The organism is Rhodococcus sp. NBC_00297, assembly GCF_036173065.1.
Classification (GTDB): domain Bacteria; phylum Actinomycetota; class Actinomycetes; order Mycobacteriales; family Mycobacteriaceae; genus Rhodococcoides.
Window position 1 is genome coordinate 1,006,934 of sequence record NZ_CP108041.1, and the last position, 23,992, is coordinate 1,030,925.

General features: G+C 68.3%; 24 protein-coding genes and 1 tRNA gene. 9 read left to right on the forward strand and 16 right to left on the reverse strand.

The features are described 5' to 3' along the window. Positions 1 to 23 precede the first annotated feature (23 nt). On the forward strand, positions 24 to 998 hold the full coding sequence (locus OG947_RS04750; protein ID WP_328813230.1) for a TAXI family TRAP transporter solute-binding subunit: 975 nt from the start codon (positions 24 to 26) through the stop codon (positions 996 to 998). Here the strand turns inward: OG947_RS04750 and OG947_RS04755 are convergent. The 3 genes from OG947_RS04755 to OG947_RS04765 are packed head-to-tail and all read right to left on the reverse strand — an operon-like array spanning position 925 to position 4,357. Then, entirely contained in the window at positions 925 to 2,310 is a 1,386-nt protein-coding gene (locus tag OG947_RS04755; RefSeq protein WP_328813231.1) for a sensor histidine kinase, read from the reverse strand. The two genes, OG947_RS04750 and OG947_RS04755, sit on opposite strands and share 74 nt — an antisense overlap. Then, positions 2,307 to 2,981 carry a response regulator transcription factor gene (locus tag OG947_RS04760; protein ID WP_222638306.1) on the reverse strand — a complete coding sequence of 225 codons (675 nt, stop codon included), beginning with the start codon at positions 2,979 to 2,981 and terminating at the stop codon, positions 2,307 to 2,309. The genes OG947_RS04755 and OG947_RS04760 overlap by 4 nt, the downstream gene beginning before the upstream one ends. Before the next feature lie 44 nt (positions 2,982 to 3,025). After that, complete coding sequence (locus OG947_RS04765; protein WP_027504109.1) at positions 3,026 to 4,357, reverse strand: MFS transporter; 1,332 nt, start codon at positions 4,355 to 4,357, stop codon at positions 3,026 to 3,028. A gap of 149 nt (positions 4,358 to 4,506) precedes the next feature. Between OG947_RS04765 and OG947_RS04770 the strand changes: the two genes are divergently transcribed. Then, positions 4,507 to 5,256 carry an 8-oxoguanine DNA glycosylase OGG fold protein gene (locus OG947_RS04770; RefSeq protein ID WP_328813232.1) on the forward strand — a complete coding sequence of 250 codons (750 nt, stop codon included), beginning with the start codon at positions 4,507 to 4,509 and terminating at the stop codon, positions 5,254 to 5,256. A 13-nt stretch (positions 5,257 to 5,269) separates the two neighbouring features. Here OG947_RS04770 and OG947_RS04775 read toward each other — a convergent pair. From OG947_RS04775 to OG947_RS04795, 5 genes are all read right to left on the reverse strand, one after another. Continuing rightward, positions 5,270 to 5,345: transfer RNA gene (locus tag OG947_RS04775), tRNA-Ala, on the reverse strand. 62 nt (positions 5,346 to 5,407) lie between these two features. Continuing rightward, positions 5,408 to 6,172, reverse strand: a complete 765-nt coding sequence (gene sepX, locus OG947_RS04780) for a divisome protein SepX/GlpR (RefSeq protein ID WP_204866441.1) — start codon at positions 6,170 to 6,172, stop codon at positions 5,408 to 5,410. Positions 6,173 to 6,379: 207 nt separating this feature from the next. Continuing rightward, a complete protein-coding gene (locus tag OG947_RS04785; RefSeq protein ID WP_027504111.1) occupies positions 6,380 to 7,030 on the reverse strand; it encodes a GNAT family N-acetyltransferase in 651 nt (216 codons plus the stop codon). A gap of 31 nt (positions 7,031 to 7,061) precedes the next feature. Then, positions 7,062 to 8,318 carry a molybdotransferase-like divisome protein Glp gene (gene glp, locus OG947_RS04790; RefSeq protein ID WP_056447044.1) on the reverse strand — a complete coding sequence of 419 codons (1,257 nt, stop codon included), beginning with the start codon at positions 8,316 to 8,318 and terminating at the stop codon, positions 7,062 to 7,064. Positions 8,319 to 8,350: 32 nt separating this feature from the next. Next, complete coding sequence (locus tag OG947_RS04795; RefSeq protein ID WP_051612960.1) at positions 8,351 to 9,307, reverse strand: UTP--glucose-1-phosphate uridylyltransferase; 957 nt, start codon at positions 9,305 to 9,307, stop codon at positions 8,351 to 8,353. A 63-nt stretch (positions 9,308 to 9,370) separates the two neighbouring features. Here OG947_RS04795 and OG947_RS04800 point away from each other — a divergent pair, with 63 nt between their 5' ends. From OG947_RS04800 to mscL, 4 genes are all read left to right on the forward strand, one after another. Continuing rightward, positions 9,371 to 9,970: a 5-formyltetrahydrofolate cyclo-ligase gene (locus OG947_RS04800; RefSeq protein ID WP_442973117.1), complete on the forward strand. Its 600-nt coding sequence runs from the start codon at positions 9,371 to 9,373 to the stop codon at positions 9,968 to 9,970. A gap of 93 nt (positions 9,971 to 10,063) precedes the next feature. After that, complete coding sequence (locus OG947_RS04805; protein ID WP_081821044.1) at positions 10,064 to 10,399, forward strand: FmdB family zinc ribbon protein; 336 nt, start codon at positions 10,064 to 10,066, stop codon at positions 10,397 to 10,399. 89 nt (positions 10,400 to 10,488) lie between these two features. Then, on the forward strand, positions 10,489 to 11,145 hold the full coding sequence (locus tag OG947_RS04810; protein ID WP_328813234.1) for an SAF domain-containing protein: 657 nt from the start codon (positions 10,489 to 10,491) through the stop codon (positions 11,143 to 11,145). Between the two features lie 100 nt (positions 11,146 to 11,245). Then, positions 11,246 to 11,692: a large-conductance mechanosensitive channel protein MscL gene (gene mscL / locus OG947_RS04815; RefSeq protein WP_328813235.1), complete on the forward strand. Its 447-nt coding sequence runs from the start codon at positions 11,246 to 11,248 to the stop codon at positions 11,690 to 11,692. 80 nt (positions 11,693 to 11,772) lie between these two features. On the opposite strand, the gene OG947_RS04820 is transcribed toward mscL, so the two are convergent. The 7 genes from OG947_RS04820 to OG947_RS04855 all read right to left on the reverse strand — a co-directional run bounded on the left by OG947_RS04820 (position 11,773) and on the right by OG947_RS04855 (position 19,418). Next, the gene (locus OG947_RS04820; RefSeq protein ID WP_056447534.1) at positions 11,773 to 12,195 is read right to left on the reverse strand and encodes a hypothetical protein; all 423 of its coding nucleotides are present in this window, start codon (positions 12,193 to 12,195) and stop codon (positions 11,773 to 11,775) included. Between the two features lie 247 nt (positions 12,196 to 12,442). Further along, the gene (locus OG947_RS04825) at positions 12,443 to 13,117 is read right to left on the reverse strand and encodes an MspA family porin (protein ID WP_328813236.1); all 675 of its coding nucleotides are present in this window, start codon (positions 13,115 to 13,117) and stop codon (positions 12,443 to 12,445) included. Between the two features lie 848 nt (positions 13,118 to 13,965). Beyond that, positions 13,966 to 14,460: a MogA/MoaB family molybdenum cofactor biosynthesis protein gene (locus OG947_RS04835; protein WP_197027709.1), complete on the reverse strand. Its 495-nt coding sequence runs from the start codon at positions 14,458 to 14,460 to the stop codon at positions 13,966 to 13,968. Between the two features lie 95 nt (positions 14,461 to 14,555). Continuing rightward, positions 14,556 to 15,941, reverse strand: coding sequence for a S1C family serine protease (locus OG947_RS04840; protein WP_307109163.1), 1,386 nt, complete (start codon positions 15,939 to 15,941; stop codon positions 14,556 to 14,558). Between the two features lie 41 nt (positions 15,942 to 15,982). Continuing rightward, positions 15,983 to 17,455 (reverse strand): HAMP domain-containing sensor histidine kinase, encoded by a 1,473-nt coding sequence (locus OG947_RS04845; RefSeq protein ID WP_442973118.1) that lies wholly within the window; start codon positions 17,453 to 17,455, stop codon positions 15,983 to 15,985. Between the two features lie 71 nt (positions 17,456 to 17,526). Beyond that, positions 17,527 to 18,213, reverse strand: coding sequence for a response regulator transcription factor (locus OG947_RS04850; RefSeq protein WP_027504120.1), 687 nt, complete (start codon positions 18,211 to 18,213; stop codon positions 17,527 to 17,529). Between the two features lie 59 nt (positions 18,214 to 18,272). Beyond that, on the reverse strand, positions 18,273 to 19,418 hold the full coding sequence (locus OG947_RS04855; protein ID WP_442973089.1) for a lipase family protein: 1,146 nt from the start codon (positions 19,416 to 19,418) through the stop codon (positions 18,273 to 18,275). Positions 19,419 to 19,491: 73 nt separating this feature from the next. Between OG947_RS04855 and OG947_RS04860 the strand changes: the two genes are divergently transcribed. Then, positions 19,492 to 19,731, forward strand: coding sequence for a hypothetical protein (locus tag OG947_RS04860; RefSeq protein WP_027504121.1), 240 nt, complete (start codon positions 19,492 to 19,494; stop codon positions 19,729 to 19,731). 407 nt (positions 19,732 to 20,138) lie between these two features. Continuing rightward, complete coding sequence (locus tag OG947_RS04865; protein ID WP_328813238.1) at positions 20,139 to 21,689, forward strand: HNH endonuclease signature motif containing protein; 1,551 nt, start codon at positions 20,139 to 20,141, stop codon at positions 21,687 to 21,689. 62 nt (positions 21,690 to 21,751) lie between these two features. On the opposite strand, the gene OG947_RS04870 is transcribed toward OG947_RS04865, so the two are convergent. Further along, positions 21,752 to 22,819 carry a cellulase family glycosylhydrolase gene (locus OG947_RS04870; RefSeq protein ID WP_328813239.1) on the reverse strand — a complete coding sequence of 356 codons (1,068 nt, stop codon included), beginning with the start codon at positions 22,817 to 22,819 and terminating at the stop codon, positions 21,752 to 21,754. A gap of 202 nt (positions 22,820 to 23,021) precedes the next feature. Here OG947_RS04870 and OG947_RS04875 point away from each other — a divergent pair, with 202 nt between their 5' ends. Next, complete coding sequence (locus tag OG947_RS04875; RefSeq protein ID WP_027504123.1) at positions 23,022 to 23,741, forward strand: GAF domain-containing protein; 720 nt, start codon at positions 23,022 to 23,024, stop codon at positions 23,739 to 23,741. Positions 23,742 to 23,992 lie beyond the last annotated feature (251 nt).

Sequence of the window (23,992 nt, forward strand, 5' to 3'; positions counted from 1 at the left end):
CGGCCCCGGCCTATGCTGAACGCGTGCTCGGCCGACGGCAGTTCCTCCGCGGGGCCGGCGCGGCTGCGGCCGCCGCCGCCCTGGCGGGGTGTTCCCGAGATACGTGGTGGCAGGACGCTTCCGGCCGACTGCGCATCGCCACCGGCAACGTGGGTGCGGTGTTCGACGAGTACGGCGCGGCTCTGCGCACAGAGGCCACGCAGGTGCTGCCGGGTGTGCGCTCGGAGGTCGTCGTGACCGGCGGCTCCGTGGGAAACGTGCTCGACCTCTCGTCGGGCACCGCGGACGTCGCGTTCTGTCTCGGCGACACGGCGCTCGACGCGGTGCGCGGCGAGGGAGCCTTCGACTCCCCGGTCCCCCTGACCGCGCTGGCCCGGCTCTACGACAGCTTCCTGCAGATCCTCGTCCCGGTGGATTCCCCGGTCACGGGCATCCAGGATCTGACGGGCGTGCGCCTGAGCGCGGGCCAGACCGACTCGGGTACCCGGTCGGTGACCGAGAGGTGCCTGGCCGCAGCAGGAGTGGACACGGCGAACGTCTACTTCGTCGCGCAACCGCTCGGCGAGGCGACGGCGGCGCTGAGCACCGGACGCGTCGACGCGCTGGCCTTCGTCAGCGGGTTCCCGGTGCGGGCACTGGTCGAGCTGGGCGCGCGCACACCGGTCCGCGCGCTGGATCTCGGTGGACTGGTCGAGGGACTCGTGTCGACCTGGGGTCCGCAGTACGTCACCGGTCCGCTGCCGGCCGGGCCGTACCGTCTGCCCGCCGCCGTCCAGACTGTCAGCGTGAAGACGTACCTCATCGCGACGCCGACGCTCCGCGAGGACACGGCCTACGGGTTCACGTCCGTCGTCTTCGACCGTCAGGACGCGATCGCACGAACCGTGCCCGACGTCCGGCAGCCGACCGTCGCCGCCGGGATGTTCACCCAGCCGGTCCCGCTGCATCCGGGGGCGCTGCGGTGGTTCCGCGATCGAGACGCGCGGGAAGTGAGATGACCGTCCGCAGGCCGGGATCGGCGGGTTCGAAGACCACGTTCCCGTCGGCGTCGCGGACGCGGAGGACGACGATCGCGAGACCCAGTCCGGTGCCCTCGACGCCGGCGTGTCGTTCGAGTCGGTGGAAGCGCCGCCCCAGCTCGGCGGCTTCGGCGGCACTGACGCCGTCACCGTGATCGCGCACCGTCACTCGCCACGCGTCGCCGGCCTGCTCCAGCGCGACGTCGACGGACCGACCCTCCGCGTACTTCAGCGCGTTGTCCAGAAGGACGTCGAGGACCGTGGGGACGAGGTCCTCCTCCAGGAACGCCAGGGCGGTGTCGACGTCGACCCGGACGGTCAGCAGATCCCCGAACAACGGCGCCCACAGCGCGACCCGCTCGCGAAGCTGCCGGGCGACGTCCACCTCGGAGGAGCGTCGGTCGAAGCCTCCCGCGCGGCTGATCTCGATCACCGCGTCGAGTGAGCGCGCCATGCGTTCGGTCTCGGCGAGCACCGGTTCGACGGCCGGATCGTCCACGGCCAGGTTCTCGAGCCGGAGCCGCAGTGCCGTCAGCGGATTGGCCAACTGATGCGACACGTCCGCGACCAGTTCGCGCTGCTGCTGCCGGGAGTGCTCCACGTTCGCCGCCATGTCGTCGAACGACTCCGCGAGCCGCCGGAGTTCGGGAGGCCCGACGTGGCGTCCCTCGGTCGGAGTGCGGCCGCGGGACAGCTGCTCGACGCGGGTGGTCAGATCGTCGACCGGCCGCACCACCCAGCCGACGAGTGGCACTCCCACGAGCCAGGCGACGAGCGCGAGGACGACGGCGCCGCCCGCCGCGGCGAGCACCATCGCTCGCTGCACGTTGTCCCGCGCGGCCGATGTGTTCTCCAGCATGACGACGGCACCGAGGATCTGCGCGTCCCGGCCGATGGGCGTCGCGACGATCAACGGCTCGGTCTGCCACGGCCACAGCGCAGTCGGAGCGGAGGTCGGTGTTCCCGCGAGCGCGTCGCGTACCGCGCCCGCCAGACCCGGCACGTCGGCCGGCAGATCCGAGCCGGCAGGTGCGAGCACCGATCCGTCGATGTCGACGATCCACGTGCGGGTGCTCTCCGTGACCTCGCCGTACCGCATCAGATCGGGTCCCAGTGAGCTCGCGTCACCGACGCTGTCGGCCAGGGTGGCGAACCGGGTCGCGGCGGCCAGACGCCGTTCGTGGATGGTGATCGCCCGTTCCTCCGCGTGGGCGGCCACGAGCGGCGCGACGAGAGCCGCCAGCACGGCGGCCGTCAACGTGATCGCCAGTGCGAGCAGCCGTCTCCTCACGCGTCGGGCTCGGCGGGAGCGACCAGTCGATAGCCGACACCGCGCACCGACTCGATCCGGGCGACGTCCTTCAGCTTGTTCCGCAGTGACGCGACGTGGACGTCGAGTGTGCGCGAGGCACCCACCCACGTCGTGTCCCACACCTCCTCCATGAGCGCGGCGCGGCTCACGGGGCGGTCCGGTGTGCGGGAGAGTGCCACGAGCAGTTCGCATTCCTTCGCGGTGAGCGTGCGCACGGTGCCGTCGGGTGCGGTGACCTCGCGGGTGTCCCGAGCGAGGTCGAAGCCGAGATCGACGGCCGGCTCGGTGGCGACGCGTCCGACACTGCGCCGCACGACCGCGTCCAGCCGTGCGAGCAGCACCGCGAAGCTGTACGGCTTGGTGACGTAGTCGTCGACACCCGCACGCAGAGCGCCGATCACGGAATCCTCGGTGCGCCGCGCCGTGAGCGCCACGATGGGAACGGACGAGTGCTCCCGGATCCGGCGGCAGACCCACAGGCCGTCGTGATCCGGGAGCCCCATGTCGAGCAGGACGAGATCGGCGTCGTCCACCATGTCGAGCGCCGCGGTCCCGGTCGCGGCGTGCCGCACCGCCCAGCCCTGCCGACGCAGCGACTGTGTGAGTGCGTCGGCGACTCCGAGGTCGTCCTCGACGACGAGAATCTGCATCGTCAGGCCCTCCCGTCCGGCGCGGAAAGCCTAACGCACGGACCTCAGGACACGGCCGCCTCGTTCCTGTCCGCTCGGCGTGCCTGCTCGGCGTCCAGGAAGGTCGGTGCGCGGTTCTTCAGGACGAAGACGTACACGACGAGCGAGACAGCGATGGCGATGGTGACGTAGATGCCGAAGGCGTCGAGCGCATCGTTCTCCTTGGCGGCCTCGTAGATCACCGGAGCCGTGCCGCCGAACATCGAATTGGCCAGTGCGTAGCCGAGTCCCAGTCCCAGAGCGCGCACGTGCGCCGGGAACAGTTCCGCCTTCACGATCGCGTTGATCGAGGTGTAGCCGGTGAGGATGACGTAGGTGCCGGCGAGCAGCAGGAAGGACACCATCGGCGTCTCGACGCGCGGCAGCAGGTTCAGGAAGGTCCACGACCACAGCACACCCGCGATGCCGAACCCGACGAGCAGCGGCTTGCGCCCGATCTTGTCGCTCAGCAGTCCGCCGAGTGGCTGGATCACCATGAGCAGCACCAGCGCCGCGAGGTTGATCCACGTCGCCGTCATGCCCTGATCGGCGTAGGTGCTCTTGACGATGAGCGGTCCGTTGACGCTGTAGGTGTAGAACGCGACGGTCCCGCCGAGGGTGACGAGGAAGCAGATGAGCAGCTGCTTCGGATACGCGGTGAACAGTTCGGTCATCGAGCCGCTGCGCTTGCCGTCGACCTCGGTCTGCAGGGATTCGTCCATGCTCCGACGCAGGAACAGCACGACCACGGCGCCGAGGGCGCCGATACCGAACGCGATGCGCCATCCGAAGGAGGCGATCTGTTCGTCGGTCAGGACGCTCTGCTGGATCAGCAGTGTGACCTGGGCGAGGACGTGACCGCCCACCAGGGTGACGTACTGGAACGAGGAGAAGAATCCGCGCAGCCCCGGCGTCGCCGCCTCGGACATGTACGTCGCCGACGTGCCGTACTCGCCACCCGTCGCGAAGCCCTGCAGCAGGCGGCAGAGGACGAGCATGACCACGGCGGCCGACCCGATGGACGCGGCCGTCGGGGTCAGCGCGATGAGCAGGGACGAGCCCGCCATGAGCGAGATGCTGAACACCAGCGCGGGACGACGCCCGTGCCGGTCCGCGTACCGACCGAAGAACCACGACCCGATCGGGCGCATCACGAAGGTGATCGCGAAGATGCCCATCGTGTATATGCCCGCGTTGGGCTCACCGTCGGCGAAGAAGCTCGACTGCAGGTACGACGCGAAGACCGTGTAGACGTACACGTCGTACCACTCGACGAGGTTGCCGAGTGATCCGCGAATGGTGTTGAACACCGCCCGCTTCGTCGAGGGAGGCCCCGCGGGGATGGCTGTCGTGGCCATGGATGGTCACCTTTCGGTCCGGTGCAGGGGATGCACCGAACGAACACTAGGTGTGACCGGCGCCATATGAGGCACGGCTGCGGGCAGTCTTTACAGACACTTTGCAAACCCGACCGAGGCTGTCGGTGGGACCTGCCACCATCGCCGACATGACGACGACGCCGGCGCTACCCGAAGCGTGCCTCGCGTGGTGCAGCACCCGTTCGTACGAGTACGACGTGCTGGGTGATCTCGCGGAGATCGACCTCGACTGGTGGAACAGTCGTCTCACGAGCGCGCGCATCCCGGTGCGGGTCCGCGCCCGAGGTCAGGACGGAGACGTCGTCGAGACCGGCACCGGGTTCCTGCGGCGCGGCGATCTGCAGACCATCGGGAGCGGGTGCGATCTGACCACCGTCTACCACTGCGCCGCATGGCTCGTCGGTCATCGAGACCGAGACCGCGCTCGCCGCTTCCCCGATGCGCGGGACCTCGAGGAGCCGGCCGGCGACCGTCGGCTGCACGGTGTTCGGCAGGCACTGGACGAGTGCCGCCGCGCGCCGGCGCTCATCGACGTCGGTCCGCACCGGGACTGGTCGGGCTGGCCGAGGGCCACGGGATTCGGGCGCGTTCCGATGTCCCTGTACGTGTGGGCGATCGGGTCGGAGAACATGCTGCACCGCCCGCAACTCCTCGACCAGCAGGCGCTGTCGGAACTCGTGCACCTGGGGTGGGTGGACAATCCCTCGGTGTCGGCCATGACCGTGCGGCGCTACCTCGACTACTGCGAGGTGCTCGACGAGTGGGCGAGACTGGGCCGCGTACGGCCCGAGCTCGTCGAGATGTGGCTGGTGCGGTCGTGGCGGATCCGACGGGAGACGCCGTCGCCGTTCCTGGACGAGTTCCGCGATGCGCTGTGACGAGAGTCGAACGTGGTGGAGCTGAGGGGAATCGAACCCCTGACCTTCTCGATGCGAACGAGACGCGCTACCAACTGCGCCACAGCCCCTGACCCGGCGAACCAGGATCGTCTCGAACTCTAGCAGCCCCGCGGGACTGCCAGAAATCCGGTCACTCCCCCGCTGCGCGGCGCATGCGGACGTCGAGGTGGGAGTCGCCGACGTGCTCGTCGTAGTGCTCGAGATGGTCGAACGCCGGGTCCTCGTCGTCCACCTCGAGCACCACGGCGCCAGGACGACGCAGGCGCTCGGGAGTGAGCTTGAGCTCCGGGTCGGTGCTGGACTCGACACCGAGGCGCGAGCGCTGCAGACGCTGCATACGACGACGACGGATGTCCTCCTCGATGCGCACCTGGCGGCGGAGGTAGAACAGGTAGGACGACAGCCCGACGATGGTGACGGCGAAGACCCACCAGAAGATCGGGCTCGCAAGGAATCCCAGCGCTGCAGACATCGCGATGACGAACACGGAGCCGAGCACCGTGCGCTGACGGAACGCGTAGCGGGCGGCGCGGGCGATGGCGTCGGCCTCGGGATCGAAGCCGCCGCGGCCGCGTCGCTGCGGCACGAAGTCCTCCGAGAAGTACTCGTCGACGTGCTCGTCGCTCTCGTGGCCGTGCTGGGTCTCCATCGGATCCTCCGAAAGCGAGTCGGTCGAGTGCAGGTCGTCGTCGGACGGGCGCCAGTCGGGGTCGCTGCGATGCCCTGCCGCGGGGCCGGGATCGACGCGGAGCCGTGCTCCACCCCGGTGCAGGACCCGTGTCGCGAGCGCGACGTCGGTGGTGCGGCGGATGCGCGGGCGCGATTTCACCACCATCGGCACGAGCACGAACAGCCAGATGGCGACGAGGCCGATCCAGATCACCGAATTGGGCACACCCACCACCTCCTGACGTGAATCACATTCATGTGAGCTTGCACGTCAGCGTAGTGGGGCGCGGTGAACCGCCGACGACGACGCGCCGAACACGAGTGCACTCATGTCACTCCAGTCACAGGCCGAACTTCCCGTAGTGCTTGCGTGTTGCCGCGGGCACTACAGCACGTGCGTGAACACGGAACCCCTACGGGAACCTCGAGGCGACTACCGAGCCCACGCCGCCCGACCACTGCGCACCAGCACGTCCGCCACCGTCCCGGGCGTCTCCCCCACCGTCATGGCGACGAGGATGTGGTCGCGCCACGCACCGTCCACGTCGAGGTACCTCTGCAGCAGGCCCTCCTGGCGGAACCCGACGTTGCGCAGAACCGCTTGACTGGCAGCGTTTTCCGGCCGCACGGTGGCTTCGAGCCTGTGCAGCCCGGCCGACGAGAAGCAGTGGTCGACGCCGAGTGCGAGTGCTGCCGTGGCGACCCCCTGCCCGCCGACGTCCTTGGCCACCCAGTAGCCGATCCACGCCGATCGAAGGGCTCCGCGGACGATGTTGCCGACAGTCAGCTGCCCGACGAAGGTGCCGTTCAGTTCGATGGCGAAGGGCAGCATCATCCCGCGCCGGGCCTCGGCCTTGAGGCTCGAGAACAGGGGCGGCCACGACGACATCGCGTGCCGCATGTCCCACGGCGCCTCACCGGTGGGCTCCCACGGTTCGAGGTGCGCGCGGTTGTCGATGCGGGTCCGCGACCACACCGCGGCGTCGCGCAGACGCACCGGTCGGACCGTCACCTCGCCCGCGGGAACCACGAGAGGTCCCAGCTTCGCCGGCCATCCGGGATGGCTCGACCACGATCGCGGCATACTTCGAAACCTTAGCGAAGAGGACGGAGCGTCAGCCGCGCTGCGCGAGGAATGCGACGTCGACCTCTTCGCCGGTCCGCACCTCGGTCACCTCGGGGTCGACCATGACCAGGCAGTTGGCCTCCGCCAGCGTCGCCAGCAGGTGCGACGAGCTGCCGGGAGCACCGCCGAGTGCCTGCACGAGGTACTCTCCCGTGCCCTCGTCCCGCATGAGCTGGCCACGCAGGTAGGCGCGGCGCCCGGCGATGGACGTGATGGGTCCGACGGTGCGGGCCGTGACGATGCGGCGCATGGGCTGGCGTCGACCGAGCGCGATGCGCACGAGCGGCCGCACCATCACCTCGAAGACGACGAGCGCACTCACCGGGTTGGACGGCAACAGGAAGGTGGGTACCTCGTCGCGACCGAGCTGGCCGAAGCCCTGCACCGATCCGGGGTGCATGGCCACGCGGCCGACCTCGATGTCGCCGAAGTCCTCGAGCGCCTCGCGGATCTCCTCGGACGCGCTGCCGCCGACGGCTCCGGCGATGACGACGATCTCGGAGCGGATGAGCTGCCCTTCCACCACCTCGCGCAGCCGCTTCGCGTCACCGCTGACGATGCCGATGCGGTTGACGTCCGCGCCCGCGTCCCGCGCCGCGGCAGCGAGGGCGTAGCTGTTCACGTCGTACACCTGGCCCTGGCCCGGTGTGCGTTCGATGTCGACGAGTTCGCCGCCGATCGAGATGACCGAGAGGCGGGGACGGGGATGCACCAGGACCTTGTCGCGGCCCACAGCTGCGAGGAGCCCTACCTGCGCTGCGCCGATGATGGTCCCGGACCGCACGGCGACGTCGCCGGGCTGCACGTCGTCGCCGATGCGGCGCACGTACTCTCCGGAACGCACGGGTGCGAGCACCTCGATGCGGCCGCGCGCGAACTTCGCTCGCTCCACTGGGAGAACGGCGTCCGCGAGGGTGGGCAGCGGTGCACCCGTGTCGACGCGCACCGCCTGCCGCGGCTGCAGACGGATGGGCTGACGCGACCCCGCCGCGACCTCGCCCACCACGGGCAGCGAGATGTCCACGGGTGCGCCGTCGTCGTCGGTGGCCGACCCCGCTGCAGCGATGTCCACACTGCGGACCGCGTAACCGTCGATGGCCGCCTGATCGAACCCGGGCAGCGGGCGCTCGGTCACCACTTCCTCCGCGCAGAGCAGACCCTGCGCCTCGGAGATGGCGACTCGCACCGGCCGGGGGGCAACCGCTGCAGCCGTCACTCTCGACTGCTGCTCCTCAACCGAGCGCATCCGCACCTTCCGTCATCCGTGTCGACCGGGCGTCACTCGTAGGTCGTGAGCTCCGGTGCCCAGCTGTCGCTCAAGCGCTCCTGGAGCCACTCGCGCAATGCCGGACCGTAATCTTCGCGTTCCAGTGCGAAGTCAACCGCAGCGCGGAGGTAACCCCCGGGATTTCCGAGGTCGTGTCTCACTCCGCGGTGCACCACCACATGTACCGGATGCCCCTCCTCGATGAGGAGAGCGATGGCGTCGGTGAGTTGCAACTCGCCGCCGGCGCCGGGCTGAATGCGTCGCAACGCATCGAAGATGGCCCGATCCAGAAGGTATCGGCCGGCCGCCGCGTAGTTCGACGGCGCGTCCTCCTTCTTGGGCTTCTCCACCATGCCGTTGACCTTGAGCACGTTGGGGTTCACTGCGTCGGGCACGATCTCGGTGTCGAACACTCCGTACGCGGACACCGCGTCCTCGGGAACCTCGATGGCGCACAACACGGTTCCGCCGCGCTTGGCACGCACCCGCGACATCACGTCGAGCACACCCCGCGGCATCACCAGGTCGTCCGGGAGCAGCACTGCGATCGCGTCCTCGTCGTCGTCGAGCACCTCCTCGGCGCACGCGACGGCATGTCCGAGACCCAATGGCTCCGCCTGGATCACCGACTGGACGTCGAGAAGACCGGGCGCGACACGGACCTTCTCGAGCATCTCGAGCTTGCCGCTCGCCTCGAGCTTGTTCTCCAGCACCAGATCCTCGACGAAGTGGGCGACCACACCGTCCTTGCCGGGCGAGGTGACGATGACGAGACGCTGCGCGCCGGAGTCGGCAGCTTCTCCGGCGACGAGCTCGATTCCGGGCGTATCGACCACCGGCAGTAGCTCTTTCGGTACCGTTTTCGTGGCGGGGAGGAAACGTGTTCCCATGCCTGCAGCGGGTACGACGGCCGTACGGAACGACGGCTTCTTGCCACCGGCCACGGACTCACTGTTTGCTGAGCTCATGCGCACACCCTATCCATGTAGACCGCGAATCGTCCTTCGCGAGACACTGGGGTTTCCCCCGTGATCAGTGACGACAAACTCGAGTGGAGGACACGCATACTCACTGCCCGCAAGCAGCGAGACGTCCACGCACGAGAGCGGGCATCAGAGGCACTCTCTCACGCCGTGTCGGTTTTGGCCTCCGATGCGCGGGAGCGCGGCGGCGACACTCTCGCCGCCTACGTACCGGTGGGTAGCGAGCCCGGTGATGCGAGCATGCTCGACTCCGCACTGGCCGCCGGACTGCGAGTGCTGCTGCCCGTCGCGCGTGAACCGGGGCCGCTGTCCTGGGCCGAGTACCGCGGACCCGACTCGCTCGTCGCGGCCGCGTACGGCTTGCGCGAACCGTCCGGCCCGACGCTTCCTCCCGAGACCGTCGCGGACGCATCGATCGTGTTGGTACCCGCACTCGCCGTCGATAGCAGCGGCGGTCGCCTCGGCCGAGGCGCCGGCTTCTACGACCGCACACTCGATGCCGTCCGGCCCGACGCGTGGCTGGTGGGCGTGGTGTACGACGACGACCTGGTCGACGCGCTGCCCACCGAGACGCACGACGTGCGGATGACCCACGTGTTGACGCCGCTGTCGGGGCTGCAGCGACTCGGCCACGACAGCCACGGCTGAGGAATAGCGCCACCTGCACGGACGTTGCCTCGATTGCCGACGCTGGCACTGTCGACTGTAGAGTGCCAGTCAGGGACCGACAGCGGAGGAAACGTGCCTACCTACTCTTATGCGTGCACCGAGTGTGACAACCGGTTCGACATCGTCCAGAAGTTCACGGACGACTCGTTGACGGTCTGCCCCGCGTGCTCCGGCAAGCTTCGCAAGCTGTTCAACACCGTGGGCATCGTCTTCAAGGGCAGCGGCTTCTACCGCAACGACAGCCGCGGCAGTTCGAGTAGCAGCGAGTCGGGCTCGTCCGACTCCGGCAGCTCCTCGGACAGCAAGAGCTCGAGCGAGAAGAAGAGCGACACGAAGTCCGACTCGACCTCGACCACCTCGAGTGAGAAGAAGTCGACCAGCACCTCCACCCCCGCCGCCGCAAGCTGATCGTCCGACCCGGGGAGCGTCGAACCGCTGTCCCCGGGCACCGTGAAACCTGGCGGCGCCCTGCGTCGCCCGCGTTCTACGGTCGCGTCATGTCTCCCACGGTCGATCACCCGCTGAGCGCGCGCCTGTTCGACCGCATCCCGCCTCTCCCGCCGCGTCTGCGGTCACCTGCCGCTCGACGCATCCTCGCCGCTGCTCTCGTGGGGCTCGCTGTCGTCTCGGCCTATCGAACCGATCCGTCGCGGACCGAGGTCCCGGTCGTCGTGACCGCCACCGACGTCGCTCCCGGCACCTCACTCACGGCCGCCGACGTCACGGTGACCCGCGTCGACTCGTCCCTGCTCGCGGACGGAACGCTGCGGTCGGTGGACGACGCGGTGGGACGGACTGTCGCCGGACCCGTCCGATCCGGCGAGGCGCTCACCGATGTCCGACTGCTGGGGCCTCGGCTGGCGTCCGCCACCCTGCCGTCCGGTGATGCCCGCATCGTGCCGATCCGCCTCGCCGATCCCGAGCTGGCGCAACTGCTTCGAGCCGGCGACGTTGTCGACGTGGTGCGGTCGGCGCCGAACGACACGTCCCCGTCCGGGGTGATCGCCGAGAGCGCCACCGTGGTGATGGTCTCCGCCCCGAGCTCGGGCGTGTCTCGACGCGACCAGCTCGTTCTGGTCGCCCTGCGCGCGGACGACGCGTCGGCCGTCGCCGCTGCGTCGCTCTCCGATGCACTCACGGTCCTGCTGCGGTGACCGTCCCGGGTCCCGGGCTTCGCCGCGCCCATCGAGACGCGCTGGTCGGTTACTCTCGTCGTGGCTCAATCCATGATCGACGAGAGAAGGGGCGGATCGCATGTTGAAGGGCTTCAAGGACTTCCTGCTGCGCGGGAACGTGGTCGACCTCGCGGTCGCAGTGGTCATCGGTGCGGCCTTCACGGCCATCGTCACCGCATTCACCACCAACATCGTGAACCCGTTGATCTCGTCCATCGGGGCAAGCAACGAGCTGGGCTGGGGCTTCCTGATCCGCTCCGGCAACGACGCGACATTCGTGAACATCGGGGCCGTCATCACCGCGGTGATCAACTTCGTCATCATCGCGGCGGTCGTCTACTTCGTGCTCATCCTCCCGGTGAACACCGCGAAGAACCGCTTCGCGACGAAGAAGGAGAAGGCTCTGAGCGATCAGGACATCCTGATCCAGATCCGGGACCTCTTGGCGGAGGGCAGTTCCGACGGCGTCAAGACCACCTCGGACGGCATCACCGGCAACACGACGCCGGGCACCACCGCCACGTAGTCACCCACAGACACGACGAACGGCTCGTCCTCACCGCACGGTGAGGACGAGCCCTTCGTCGTCTGTTCGAACGAGCGGGATCAGTTGAACTTGACCAGCGGGAACTCGTCGAGGGTGATCGCGGTGCCGGCCGCGGAGCAGGCGTCGACCACCGCCGTCGAATTGTCGACGAACGCCTGACCGGACGAGCTGTCCGGCTCGGTGAGTTCGAGGGAATCGGCGGGCAGCGCGCCGATGAGGGTGCTGAGCGAGGACTCGACATCACCGGTGGCGGTGTCCGCGAGCGGCTGGAACTTCTGCATCTCGGCGGTCTTCGCGTCGGTCCAGGTCTGGACGTCCGTATCGGCCGGGCCGGCCTTGACGAGGGCGGTGAACTGGTCGTACGTGGTCTCGAAATCGGTGCAGGCGGTGGCGTTCTCGGACGAGTCGTCGGACGTCCCGGAATCCCCGCTGCTGCAGGCGGACAGGCCCACCAGGGCCGTGAGGGCGAAAGCTGCAGTCATCACACGAGTCGCGGTACCGGAGTTCATGCCGACCATTCAACAGGATGCGTGGACGTCGGAACGCAGTGGGGCGGTGCACCTTCGGATGCTCGTGACATGCCACCGACCGTTGTCGCACGCCATTGTCACGCCTCACGAACACGACGAAGCCCCACCCGGATGACCCGGATGGGGCTTCGTCTGTGTTCAGATCTGCTGTGGCAGCGGACTACCGATCAGCAGGCAACTGATACTGGCTGGGCCAGGATCAGTTGAAGGTCCACACGGGGCCGTAGGCGACGGCCGTGTCGCCGGTGGCGGACACGATCGAGGCGTACGGACGGACGCGGACGTTGCCCAGGATGCCGGTGGCGGTTCCGTGGACGTTGGCCAGCTGGATGGAGCCGTCGGTACCGGCTGCGTCCTGCTCGCCGCCGGTGATGTCGGCCTCTTCGTTCAGCGTGGCGATCGCGCTCTCGGACTGCGTGATGCCGGGTCCGGGCTCGATGGTCACGTTCGCCGTTGCGACGGGGAGGAGCTGGATGTCGGCGGTGACGGGCACATCGCCCAGGTCACCGGGCTCGCCGCCCAAGGTGCCTGCGAGATCGATGCCGACGTCGGGGGTGGACCAGTCGATGGAGAGCGAGCCACCGATGCTGCCCGGGTAGCCGACCTGGTAGCCGACCTTGACCGTGCCTTCGAAGTCGTCTGCAGACGGTCCTGCGACCGACCAGGTGACGCGGCCGTTGCCGAACCACTCGCGGGTCAGCGGGTTCGCGTCCAGCGGGAACACGCTGTTCACGAAGGTGTCCTCGAGGTTGATCGTGATGGCGTTGCCATCAGCGTCAACAACGGTGTTGCTTGCGTCGACGCCCGCGTTTGCAGTGCCGGTTCCGAGAACCAGGCCGACGACCGAGGCGCCTGCCACAGCTGCAACACTCATGGACTTGAGCCCCCGGCTGCGCCGCGGCTTACGAATTACGGTCATGTACTTCCTCATCATGTTCGTCCCGCGGCGTGTTCGCCTCGGGTGCGCTGTCGGGCTCTGACGTCCTCCCGAGCGGTTCGCTTGCGAGCGAACCGTATCAGGCGGCGACTGCAAGCTCATGGCTTACGCGTCGGGCAGTGCAGGAACACAAGTTGGACGCGTCCTCGTATCGATTCAGCATCCACCGTTGAACCTGAGCGAAACCTTAGAGGGTGATTCGGACCGTGACAATCCCTACGTTCGCGGCGTTGCGTCCGAAAACCGCCGTCCACGTTTCGTGCGTGTGAACGTGCGTCACAAGCGTTTTGGCCGCACGACGCGCCGCAGCTCCAATGGCACGAAACGTCGTCGGACTGTGCTAATCGGGTACCCGGGTGCCCGTGACGTGGGCGTTATTCAACTCGACCCCGAGCGGAACCACTGCTCGACGGGGGTTGCCAGTCACACCAGTCACATCTACCCTGCGGTAACTCGCATGGAGGTCGTCCGGATTCAGGCGAATTCGCGGTTAACAGACAGGCAACACCGGGTTCGCACTGTGGTAACTCCCAGTGATGTGGATCACACAAAACTAGTCGTAATGCGGAGGCCTCTGGCTCCTCAACCACTCCTCCGAGCCCGTGGACGAATCACCTCGATGTGGTTCGCCCGACGTTCCGTCGTCTCGAGTCGACTCGGGAAGAACATCGCCGAACACACGAGCGAGCCGGGCCCGTCGTGCACGGGCCCGGCTCGCAGTGTCCTCGGAGTCCGGATCGACGGGTGATGCGTCGCCGGCTCGAGGGTCGTTCTTCTGGGGGTCGTCAGCCGTCAAGGCTGGACAACTCACCGATGACATGGGCGGCGAGGGGCGTCAGCGTCGCCATTCCGTCGCGGACGGCTGCGCGGCTCCCGGCCAGGTTGACCACCAGCGTGCTGCCGGACACTCCGGCGAGCCCGCGGGACAGGCCTGCGTCGAGCGACCCCGCCGCCAGTCCGGAGGAGCGGAGCGCCTCACTGATGCCGAGGAGTTCACGGTCGAGCACCTCGGCCGTCGCGTCCGGGGTGACGTCGCGAGGCGACGTGCCGGTGCCGCCGACGGAGACCACCAGGTCGACGCCGCCGATGACCGCGGTGTTCAGTGCGTTGCGCACGTCCACCTCGTCGTTGCTGACCACGACGACACCGTCGACGAGGAAGCCCGCCTCGGTCAGCAGTTCGTTGACCAGAGGTCCGGTCGAGTCGGCATCTCCGTGAGCCGTGCGGTCGTCGACGATCACGACGAGCGCACGTCCGGCCACGGCTGCATCCATAGTCATGTCGCTCACCGTAATGCCCGGGCCCGACGGAGACTCGATGTGCCCGACGATGGGCGTGAGGTGTCCACGGTCACGGACGATCCGGGGTCGCTTCATCAGTTGCCTCCGCTCGGGGCCGTCCCGAGCGTGACCTGCACGGTCTGCTCGTTGCCACCCTGTGTGTAGGTCACCGAGACCTGGTCGCCCGGGGCGTGGGAGCGGACCGCCGCGATGAGTGCGTCGCCGCTGGCGATGACGCGGTCGTCGACCTTGGTGACCACTGCACCGGTCGGAATGCCCGCCTGCGCGGCCGGCCCGCCGTCGGTGACGGCCATGACCGTGGCTCCGTTGGCGTCGTCGCGGCTCGGGACGCTGATGCCGATGATCGCCTGCGTCGCCTTGCCGGTCTGCACCAGCTCGTCGGCGATGCGGCGGGCCTGGTCGACGGGGATGGCGAAGCCGAGGCCGATGGACCCGCTCTGCGACTCGGACGAGCTGGCGCCCGCTCCCAACGTCGCGATGGCGCTGTTGACGCCGACCAGCTTGCCGTTCATGTCCACGAGCGCGCCGCCCGAGTTACCCGGGTTAATGGCCGCGTCGGTCTGGATCGCGTCGATCACCGTGGTCTGGTCCGTCGACTCGCCACTGGTCGCGACCGGGCGGTTGAGCGACGAGATGATGCCGGAGGTCACCGTGCCGGCGAGGCCGAGCGGCGATCCGACGGCCACGACACCCTGACCCACCTGCAGACCGTCCGAGGTGCCGAGCTCGATGGGCGTCAGGTTGCTGCGACCCTGCGCCTTGATCACCGCGATGTCCGAGGACGCGTCCGCACCGACCACCGTCGCCGACGACGTGGATCCGTCGTTGAAGGAGACGGTCAGCTGGGCGTTCGCACCCGCGCCGGACACGACGTGGTTGTTCGTCAGGATGAGGCCGTCGGAGGAGAGGATCACGCCGGACCCCTCGCCCTCGGCGGTGCGGCCCGCCACCTGGATCTGGACAACGCTGGGGAGCACCTTGCCGGCCACGGCCTGCACCGAACCGTCGGGGGCGTTGGCGGCCGGGTTCGCCTGCGTGACGGGCTGATTGAGGGCGTTGGTCACGCCACCGTTGCCGCCGTCCGCGGCGATGGCGCCGACCGCGCCGCCGACTCCACCGCTCACCAGGGCCAGGGCGATGGCGCCTGCGACGAGGGCTGCACGCCCCGGCTTCCGCGACGTGGTCGCCGGCGCCGTCCCGCCGTAGTACTGCGGCTGCTGGTACGGGTTCTGCTGGTAGGGGTTCTGTCCCTGCTGATGAGGCTGCTGATACGGGTTGTGGGGCTGCTGGTGCTGACCGGCCTGGTGTTGACCGGCCTGGTGTTGACCCGACTGTCGACCGTCCCACCCGGTGTACTGGGGCTGTGTCTGTCCCCCGTACGCGGGCTGCTGCGCGGTGGGCTCCGATGCGCCGTCCCGGCCGTCGCGGCCGGTGTCACCAGTGGTGCGGTCCTCGTTCATGCGTTTCGCTCCATCTCCATGACCGGCTCGCACCGGTCACCTCACGTCGTCCTGATCGACGATGCTCCGCCGGACTGAGAGGGCGCTGAGATCATCGTGTCAGTGGCCTGTGGGTCCTGCGATCCTGTTCCCAGCAGATCCTGCGGACCGGCGGATTCCCCCGGGAGAACGATTCGAATCAGGGTGCCGCCGGTGACCGAGTCCTCGACCGCGATGGTTCCGCCGTGCTTGAGCACCACCTGGCGCACGATCGCCAGACCCAGTCCCGATCCGGGCATCGACCGCGACGCGGTGGACCGGTAGAAGCGTTCGAACACCAGCTCTCGTTCCTCGGGCGCAATACCCGGACCCGCGTCGGACACGGTGAGTTCGAGCAGGCCGTCGGGCCGGGCGATCATCGCCACGTGCACGGTGGCGCCCGACGGACTCCACTTGGCCGCGTTGTCGAGCACGTTGAGGACGGCGCGGGACAGACCTGCCTGGTCGCCGTACAGGATCCACGGTGTGGTCATCGAGTCGAAGTCGATCTCGTTGCGACGCCTGCGAACTCGCTCCAGGCTGCGTTCGACGACATCCGCCATGTCGACACGTTCGAAGACGTTCTCCGGGGCGTCCTCACGTGCCAGGTCGACCAGATCGCCGACGAGCGTGGACAGTTCCTCGATCTGCGCCACCACGTCGAGACGCAGCTCCGCCATGTCCTGCTCCGGGATGCGCGGCGCACCCGGCCGACTCGACGCGATCAGCAGTTCCATGTTGGTGCGCAACGACGTCAGCGGGGTCCGCAGTTCGTGACCCGCGTCCGCCACGAGTCGACTCTGCCGCGCCCGCGACTCGGCGAGCGCCCGCAGCATCGTGTTGAAACTGTCGGTGAGGCGGGCGAGTTCGTCGTTACCCGTCACCGGAATGGGCCTCAGGTCGTCGGTTCGGGCGACACGCTCGGCCGCCGCCGTCAGCCGTCCGATGGGTCGCAGACCGGTGCGTCCCACCGCCGTGCCGGCCACCGCCGCGAGGACGACGCCACAGCCGCCCACGACGAACAGCACCCAGGCCAGTCGATCCAGGACCTGGCCGGTGGGCGCGAGCCGCTGTGCGATCACCAGCGTGCTTCCGGTCTGCGTGCGCTCCGCGAGAACGCGAGCTCCCGAGGTGGTGCGCAGCGACGAGGTCGACTGTCCCAGCGCGACGTCCATCTCGGGGTCACCGATGGGCACGATCGAACCCGGCGGGATGTACTTCGTCAGGTCCGGAAAGATCAGCGCGACACTGACATCGGTGCTGTAGAGCGTGGCGCCCGCGACGTACCGGGGATCGAAGGCGACGAGGTTGGTCTCGATCAGCGCACTCGCCCGGGTACGCAGCTGATTGTCGACGTCGCCGTACAGCGCGCGGGACACCACCGCGTACGCGGCGATCGCCATGACGGCGACCGCGATGGCCACCACGGACGCCGCGAGCAGCGTGACACGCCACCGCAGGGACACCGAGCGGGTGAGGGGCATCGGAGGACGCATGAGTCCGTCCTGTGCCGCGCGCCCCTTGTCGGTCCCGGCCTCGCCCCGCCGGCGGCCGAAGGGAGCAACCATCACGGAGGCGTTTCCCGCAGCACGTAACCCACACCGCGGACGGTGTGGATGAGACGAGTCTCGCCGTCGGCCTCGGTCTTGCGCCGCAGATACCCGACGTACACCTCGAGGGCGTTGCCCGACGTCGGGAAGTCGTAGCCCCACACCTCCTCGAGGATGCGGCTCCGGCTGAGCACCCGTCGGGGGTTGGCGAGCAGCATCTCGAGCAACGAGAACTCGGTGCGGGTCAGGCTGATGGGCCGTTCGCCCCGTCGCACCTCGCGCGTGACGGGGTCGAGTGACAGATCGGCGAACGTCATGGCCTCGCTGTCCGGACCCAGTTCCCCACCGGTGCGTCGCAACAGTGCGCGCAGCCGTGCCAGCAGCTCCTCGAGCGCGAACGGTTTCGGCAGGTAGTCGTCCGCCCCGGCATCGAGACCCGCCACCCGCTCGGACACGGAGTCACGAGCCGTCAGGACCAGGATCGGCAGGTCGTCTCCGGTGCTGCGCAGGCGACGGCACACCTCGAGCCCGTCGAGCCGGGGCATCATGACGTCGAGGACCAGCGCGTCCGGTCGCTCGGCCGCGACCTTCTCGAGGGCGTCGAGACCGTCGGTGGCCAGGTCCACGGTGTACCCGTTGAACGTCAGCGACCGTCGCAGCGATTCTCGGACGGCACGATCGTCGTCGGTCACCAGTACACGCATGGGAACAGTGTCGCCCCGACGACTGAGACGCTGCTGAGAGGACACAGGGGCGGCCGGTGTCAGCGCCCGAACAGCCGGTCGACGAACGCGATCGCATCGGGCTGCGAGTCACGGAACGTCTGACTGTGGTCGCCCGGGTAGGTCCGGAAGGTCAGCGGTTCGCCGTTGGCCGTCATGGCCGCCGCGAGCGACAGGGCGGACGGTGCCGGCACATCGACGTCCCGCAGACCCTGGCCGATGAAGACGGGACGGTCGTACCCGGAGGTGGGCACACCCATGTAGTCGTTCAGCAGTCCGTACACGTTCGGGATCTGCGCCAATGGCCGCGAGAACATGTCGCCCAGTCGCAACCCGGACACCGCATCGTGGAACGGGTTCGCGCACTGCGTCTCGGCGGTGTCCACCCACTGCCGGCCGAGCGGAGTCAGGTAGGAGTTCAGATCGATCTCCGGATGGGCGGCACGCAACCCCGCCAGGATGTAGAAGACGTACGACGTCAGACCGTCCGGAATCGCGACGGGCGGGACTCCGGGCCCGAGCGGAAGCAGAACAAGTTCGATGTTGGCGGGCACGCCGGTCCCGACGGCGCCGAGGTAGTCCAGGCCGTCGCCGCCGTACTCGGTGGCGTACCGCGCGGTCGTCACCGCGGCGCCGCCGCCCTGGGACTGGCCGATCGCGACCCATCGATTCGACAGCGTCGGCTCCAGTTCCCTTGCAGCAGCGACACTGTCGACGACGCTGTGCGCCTGCACCTTGCCGTCCAGGTACGGCATCACTCCGGGGGTACCGAGACCCACGTAGTCCGTGGCGACGATCGCGTAGCCGCGGTTCAGCCACGTCTGGAGGTACGGGAAGTCGCGGTCCGGCAACGTGGGGCCGACGACCGACGGAGCGCAGTCGTCGCCGAGCCCGGACGTGCCGTGGGCCCACGCGATGACAGGCCAGCCACCTTGGGGCGCCTCGCCGGGCGGCAGATAGACGCCACCGGTACTCAGGGCCGGCTCGTTCTGCGAGCCCACCGACCAGTAGGTGATGCGCCGGGCGTCGACACTTCCCGGAATCGGGGCCGGTGACGCCGTCGATCCGACGAGAGTGCCCGGATCACGGTCCTGCGCCTGCGCCACACCCGTGAGGGTCAGCGCGACGGACGTCGTGGCGGTCAGGGTCACCAAGGCGCGCAGCAGGCGGCGGGAGCGGTTCGGCACGGCGTCACCGTACCGCTCCGGCACCAAATTCCGGACTAGAACATACGTTCGATCACGGCTACGCTCTCCAGTCATGGACGAGGTGGGTGCGACGCAGAGTTCGGTGAACGACAAGGTGCTCGAGCTGCGCGCGGTCGCGGACGAGCTCCGGGCGCTCGACGACCACCGAGTGGCCCTCGGCGACAAGCTGGTGGACCTCGAACACTGGTTCCGACGGGTGGGGTGCCTGGAGTTGTCCGACCACGCGCTCGACGTCTTCGTCTCCCGCTACGTGGGCCGGGTCTTCGAGCTGGCGGACGGCCTACGCGAGTAGCCGTGACCTCGCGTCACACTCAGATGTGACCGCCGTCGCCCCGATCGGCACCACGTGGGGTGCCCCTCATTCCGGTGGAAACCACCTCGCAGCGGGCAATCATCGAGCACGGCGGGACACGCTCCCGCCGGGGCCGGTCAGGGGAACCGACCTCAGCACGATCGGAGGAAACACATGATGATCACACTGACACTCGTCGGCGCGGCAGCACTCGCGGTCGCACTGTTGTCCGGCGGACGCGACCTGGACTTCCGGGGACGCCAGATGTCGCACAGCTACCGTTCGCGCTGACACCGACGCACATCGACGACTGCCCACCGTCCACCTGTGAACGGTGGGCAGTTCTCTGTCCGTATTCGGTGACATCTACTATCGAACATATGTTCTAATCCATGTAGTCTGAAGTCATGGAATCGGGGGATCCAGGGTCGGCCTGGCAGGTGCAGATGGGCCGACGTGTCGGCGCGCTGCCTGCTGTGGCCGCACCTGTCGACGATCCCCGCGTGTGCGCGCTACTCGCCCAGCTCGGCTCCGCGGTCGAGGGCATCGCCATGCTCGACGCGTCGACGCTCACCAGCGAGGACCGACTGGCGCTGGTATGCGGGGCCGAGAACACCCGGCGCCTGCTCACCGGCGCGTCACACACCTGGCTCAACGGCCTGGTGGCCGGCTCGGGGTTCGACTCGGTGCTCGGTGCGATCGGCGCGAGCGGTGTTCCGCACGCACTGGCGCACATGCTGCGCATCACCACGGCTGCCGCGGCATCCCGCCTTGCCGTGGCACGCGATCTCGGCACCGGAACGACCATGACGGGTGAGACGCTCGATCCGCCGTTGACCCACACGGCCGCGGCAGCGCGGGACGGCGCGCTGGCCGACGCACACGTCTCGATCATCCGCTCGTTCCTGAAGAAGCTCCCTCACGCCGTCGATGCCGAGACGCGCGACGCCGCCGAGCAGACTCTCGCCGACCTTGCGCGCACGGTCGGACCGGAGGAGCTCACGGCCATCGCGACGCGCCTCACCGAATACCTCGATCCCGACGGAGCGGAGCCCGACGATCGCGACCGCGCCAGGAAGCGCTTCTTCGAGATCGACCCCCAGGGTCCCGATTCGATGTCGACCGGCCGCTTCTGCGTCGACCCGGTGCTGCGCGCCCTCCTCGACGCGTTCCTCGCCAAGTTCGCGGCACCCGGAACGAACGCTCCCGACGGTTCAGTCGATCTCGACGCCCCGCCCCCGAACGATGACACGACCCCCACCGACGCTGTCCCGTCCGGCGACGCAGGACAGCCGGCCGCGGCGGAGGAGCCGGGCGACCGAGAGGCCGAGTGGGACCACCGCACCCCCGGCCAGCGCAATCACGATGCACTGACCTACCTCCTGAAGGACGTGCTGGCCTCGGGTCGACAAGGACAGCATCGTGGTCTGCCCCTGTCCGTGGTCGTGTCGGTGTCACTCGACCAGCTCACCGCCGCAGCGGGTCTCGGGCTCACCGCCACCGGATCCACAATGCCCGTGGCGGACGTGGTGCGCATGGCGGCCGAGGCGCTCCACTACCTCCGCGTCTTCGACGGGGCCACCGGCAGCACGCTGCACTTCGCCCGAGCCCGCCGGTGCGCGAGCACCGACCAGCGGCTCGCACTGTTCGCCCGCGACCGCGGCTGCACCGGGCCGGGATGCTCGGCGCCCGCGTCACGGTGCGAGGCCCACCATGTCGACGACTGGGCGGCGGGCGGCCTCACCGACATCGACGATCTCGCGCTGGCGTGCGACGTCCACCATCCGCTCGTCGGCGAACGTGCCGGCCAGTGGGCCACCAGCACCGCTCCCCCGAGTCATCCGTACCCGGGCACAGTGCTGTGGCATCCGCCTGCCGTCATCGACGAGGGTCGGCACGGCATCCCGAACCACCTGAACTTCCCCGAACGGCACCTCGCACCGCCGCCGGACGACTGATCGAATCCGAGACGGTGAGCCGAGGGCGACCTCAGGTTCGACACTGCGCCGGCCTGGCACCGTCAGCCGGAATGTTCCGCCGTGAATTCCGTGATCTCGGCGAGCGCAGGCTTGGGCGAGAAATCGCGGCGCACCATTCCGAAATTCTGCTCCGTGTCGGACTCGTCGCTGCCCGAGTCACGCATGCTGTAGACGTACGCGGGCCCGAGCCAGGAATTGCCGAGAAGGGCATTGAGCATGATGCCGATGGACTCGGCCTGCCCCTCCTCGCTCATGGCATTCGCGTTCGTTCCCGTGGGGGCGCCCATCTCGGTGATCCAGATCTGCTTGTCGCCGTCACCCTCGGCGCTCATGACATCCTGCATCGACCACATCGCCATCGCCGTGTTCCACGGCGCCGTCGACAGATCGTTCGGAAGGAACGGCCACGTGTACGGGTGGACGTTGAAGGCATCGAAATAACGATTCGCTCCGAGGGTGTACAGCGACGAGAGGAAAGCGGTCGGCGAGATGTTGGTGCCGTTGTTCACCGCGGGCGCCATACCGCCGGCGAGCACCAGCGCCTCCGGTTGCGCCTTCTTGATGGCGCGGTACGTCGCGCGCAGCATCAGCGCGTACACCGTCGGGTCGGGCAGCGGCGTGAAGTAGGTGGTGATGTTCGGCTCGTTCCACACCTCCCACAACACGATTCGGTCGCGGTACCGCTCCGCGGCGAGTGCCGCGAAGGCCGCGAACGCGTCCGGACTCGCCGGCCGGGCGTAGGGCTGATCCCGAGCCGTCGCCACACGCGCCCAGGCAGGTGCGTAGGTCACGATGGCGTACGGGCACATACCCCGAGCGACGATGGCGTCGACCACTCTGTCCGTCGACGACCAGTCGCGCCGACCGGGCTGCGGCTCCACCACCGACCAGTCGATGTCGATGCGGACCGAGAACATGCCCGCATTCTTCGCGATGTCGAGTTCGCGTCCGAGGTCCTCGTCCGACAGGAATCCGAAGGAGCCGCCGGGTGATCCGCCCACCCGGACGCCGTCGGACTCCGCGACGCACCGCGGTACCTCGCCCGACGGAGCGCCGGATGCCGGTGCCGGCACACCGACGAGAACGAGAAGGACAGCGGCACCAGACACGCTGCATCGCCGGAGAAACCCGGCACCGGCTCCGCGCCGAGTCGGCCTCGAACGCGAAACAGACCGATCGGTGAGCACCGGCCCAGGCTAACAGCGGCGGCCGCGCGGGGCGTACCAGCGAAAACGGACACCGGCGAGGCTCCGGCTGCGATGATTCTCCACATCGCTCGATCCCGTACAAGCCTGCATTAGTATCGGCGAAATGACGACGGGAAACGACGGCTTCGACGCCCGCCTCAACGAGGTTCTGGAACAGCAGGCCGTGAGGGTGGGCGAGACGGTGCCCGCCTATGTTCGGCGCGCCGTCATGACACGCCTGGTGAAAGAACTTGCCGAGGCGGACGACACCGATCTCGGCCATCTGCTCAAGCGCCTCGAGTCGACGGCGGATCCGGTGCCCGACACGCCCGCGTCCACACCTCCGGCGGCATCCGACATGCCCGCGATCGTCACCGATCCCGATCGCGTGCGCGCCGTCGAGGCCACCGGGCTGCTCGACACCCCGTCCGAACCGGCCTACGACCGCATCGTGGCCATGGCCGCGGACGCGTTGTCCACGCCGGGCGCCTCGATCTCCTTGATCGACAAGGACCGACAGTTCATCAAGAGCGCTGTCGGTTTCGGGCCGGAGGAGGAACGACCTCGGGAGATTCCCCTCGAGGCCGGAATGTGCCGCCACACGGTGGCCCTGGGTGAACCACTGCTGGTGGAGGACGCCCGCCTCGACGAGAAGTTCATGAACCACCCCGGCGTGCTGGACAAGACCTTCATCTCCTACCTCGGCATCCCGTTGGTGGACGACGGCGGTCACGCGGTGGGCACGCTGTGCGTCTGGGACGCCGAGCCACGTCAGTGGACGACGGGGCACGTACAGGTACTGAAGGACATCGCGTGGATGGTTCGCGAGCGAATTTTCGAGTGAGCGAACCATTCCGGGCGTGATCTACATTTTCGCCTCGTTAGTCTGTCCATCGGTCGCTTTTCCGTAATGGCGCCGTGACCATTCTGAGAAGACAACTCCAAAGAATGGTCTAGTGTTGACCTCGGTCGGTCAACCACTAGGTCCGTACGGAGTGAATCCTGTGTCCGAAACACTGGAATCGCGAGATACGTTGCTACGCAACGCCCCTGCCACGAGGGTGTCCAATGAACGTGGAATAGCGGACCGTCTTC

Coding starts and splice junctions, on each gene's coding strand:
- OG947_RS04850 (WP_027504120.1), bottom strand. CDS start 18,213: ATGCGTGTACTGGTGACCGACGACGATCGTGCCGTCCGAGAATCGCTG.
- OG947_RS04785 (WP_027504111.1), bottom strand. CDS start 7,030: ATGCCGCGATCGTGGTCGAGCCATCCCGGATGGCCGGCGAAGCTGGGA.
- OG947_RS04835 (WP_197027709.1), bottom strand. CDS start 14,460: ATGACTATGGATGCAGCCGTGGCCGGACGTGCGCTCGTCGTGATCGTC.
- OG947_RS04860 (WP_027504121.1), top strand. CDS start 19,492: ATGGACGAGGTGGGTGCGACGCAGAGTTCGGTGAACGACAAGGTGCTC.
- OG947_RS04770 (WP_328813232.1), top strand. CDS start 4,507: ATGACGACGACGCCGGCGCTACCCGAAGCGTGCCTCGCGTGGTGCAGC.
- OG947_RS04845 (WP_442973118.1), bottom strand. CDS start 17,455: ATGCGTCCTCCGATGCCCCTCACCCGCTCGGTGTCCCTGCGGTGGCGT.
- OG947_RS04795 (WP_051612960.1), bottom strand. CDS start 9,307: ATGAGCTCAGCAAACAGTGAGTCCGTGGCCGGTGGCAAGAAGCCGTCG.
- OG947_RS04840 (WP_307109163.1), bottom strand. CDS start 15,941: ATGAACGAGGACCGCACCACTGGTGACACCGGCCGCGACGGCCGGGAC.
- OG947_RS04760 (WP_222638306.1), bottom strand. CDS start 2,981: ATGCAGATTCTCGTCGTCGAGGACGACCTCGGAGTCGCCGACGCACTC.
- OG947_RS04810 (WP_328813234.1), top strand. CDS start 10,489: ATGTCTCCCACGGTCGATCACCCGCTGAGCGCGCGCCTGTTCGACCGC.
- OG947_RS04820 (WP_056447534.1), bottom strand. CDS start 12,195: ATGACTGCAGCTTTCGCCCTCACGGCCCTGGTGGGCCTGTCCGCCTGC.
- OG947_RS04825 (WP_328813236.1), bottom strand. CDS start 13,117: ATGAGTGTTGCAGCTGTGGCAGGCGCCTCGGTCGTCGGCCTGGTTCTC.
- mscL (WP_328813235.1), top strand. CDS start 11,246: ATGTTGAAGGGCTTCAAGGACTTCCTGCTGCGCGGGAACGTGGTCGAC.
- OG947_RS04875 (WP_027504123.1), top strand. CDS start 23,022: ATGACGACGGGAAACGACGGCTTCGACGCCCGCCTCAACGAGGTTCTG.
- OG947_RS04765 (WP_027504109.1), bottom strand. CDS start 4,357: ATGGCCACGACAGCCATCCCCGCGGGGCCTCCCTCGACGAAGCGGGCG.
- OG947_RS04865 (WP_328813238.1), top strand. CDS start 20,139: ATGGAATCGGGGGATCCAGGGTCGGCCTGGCAGGTGCAGATGGGCCGA.
- glp (WP_056447044.1), bottom strand. CDS start 8,318: ATGCGCTCGGTTGAGGAGCAGCAGTCGAGAGTGACGGCTGCAGCGGTT.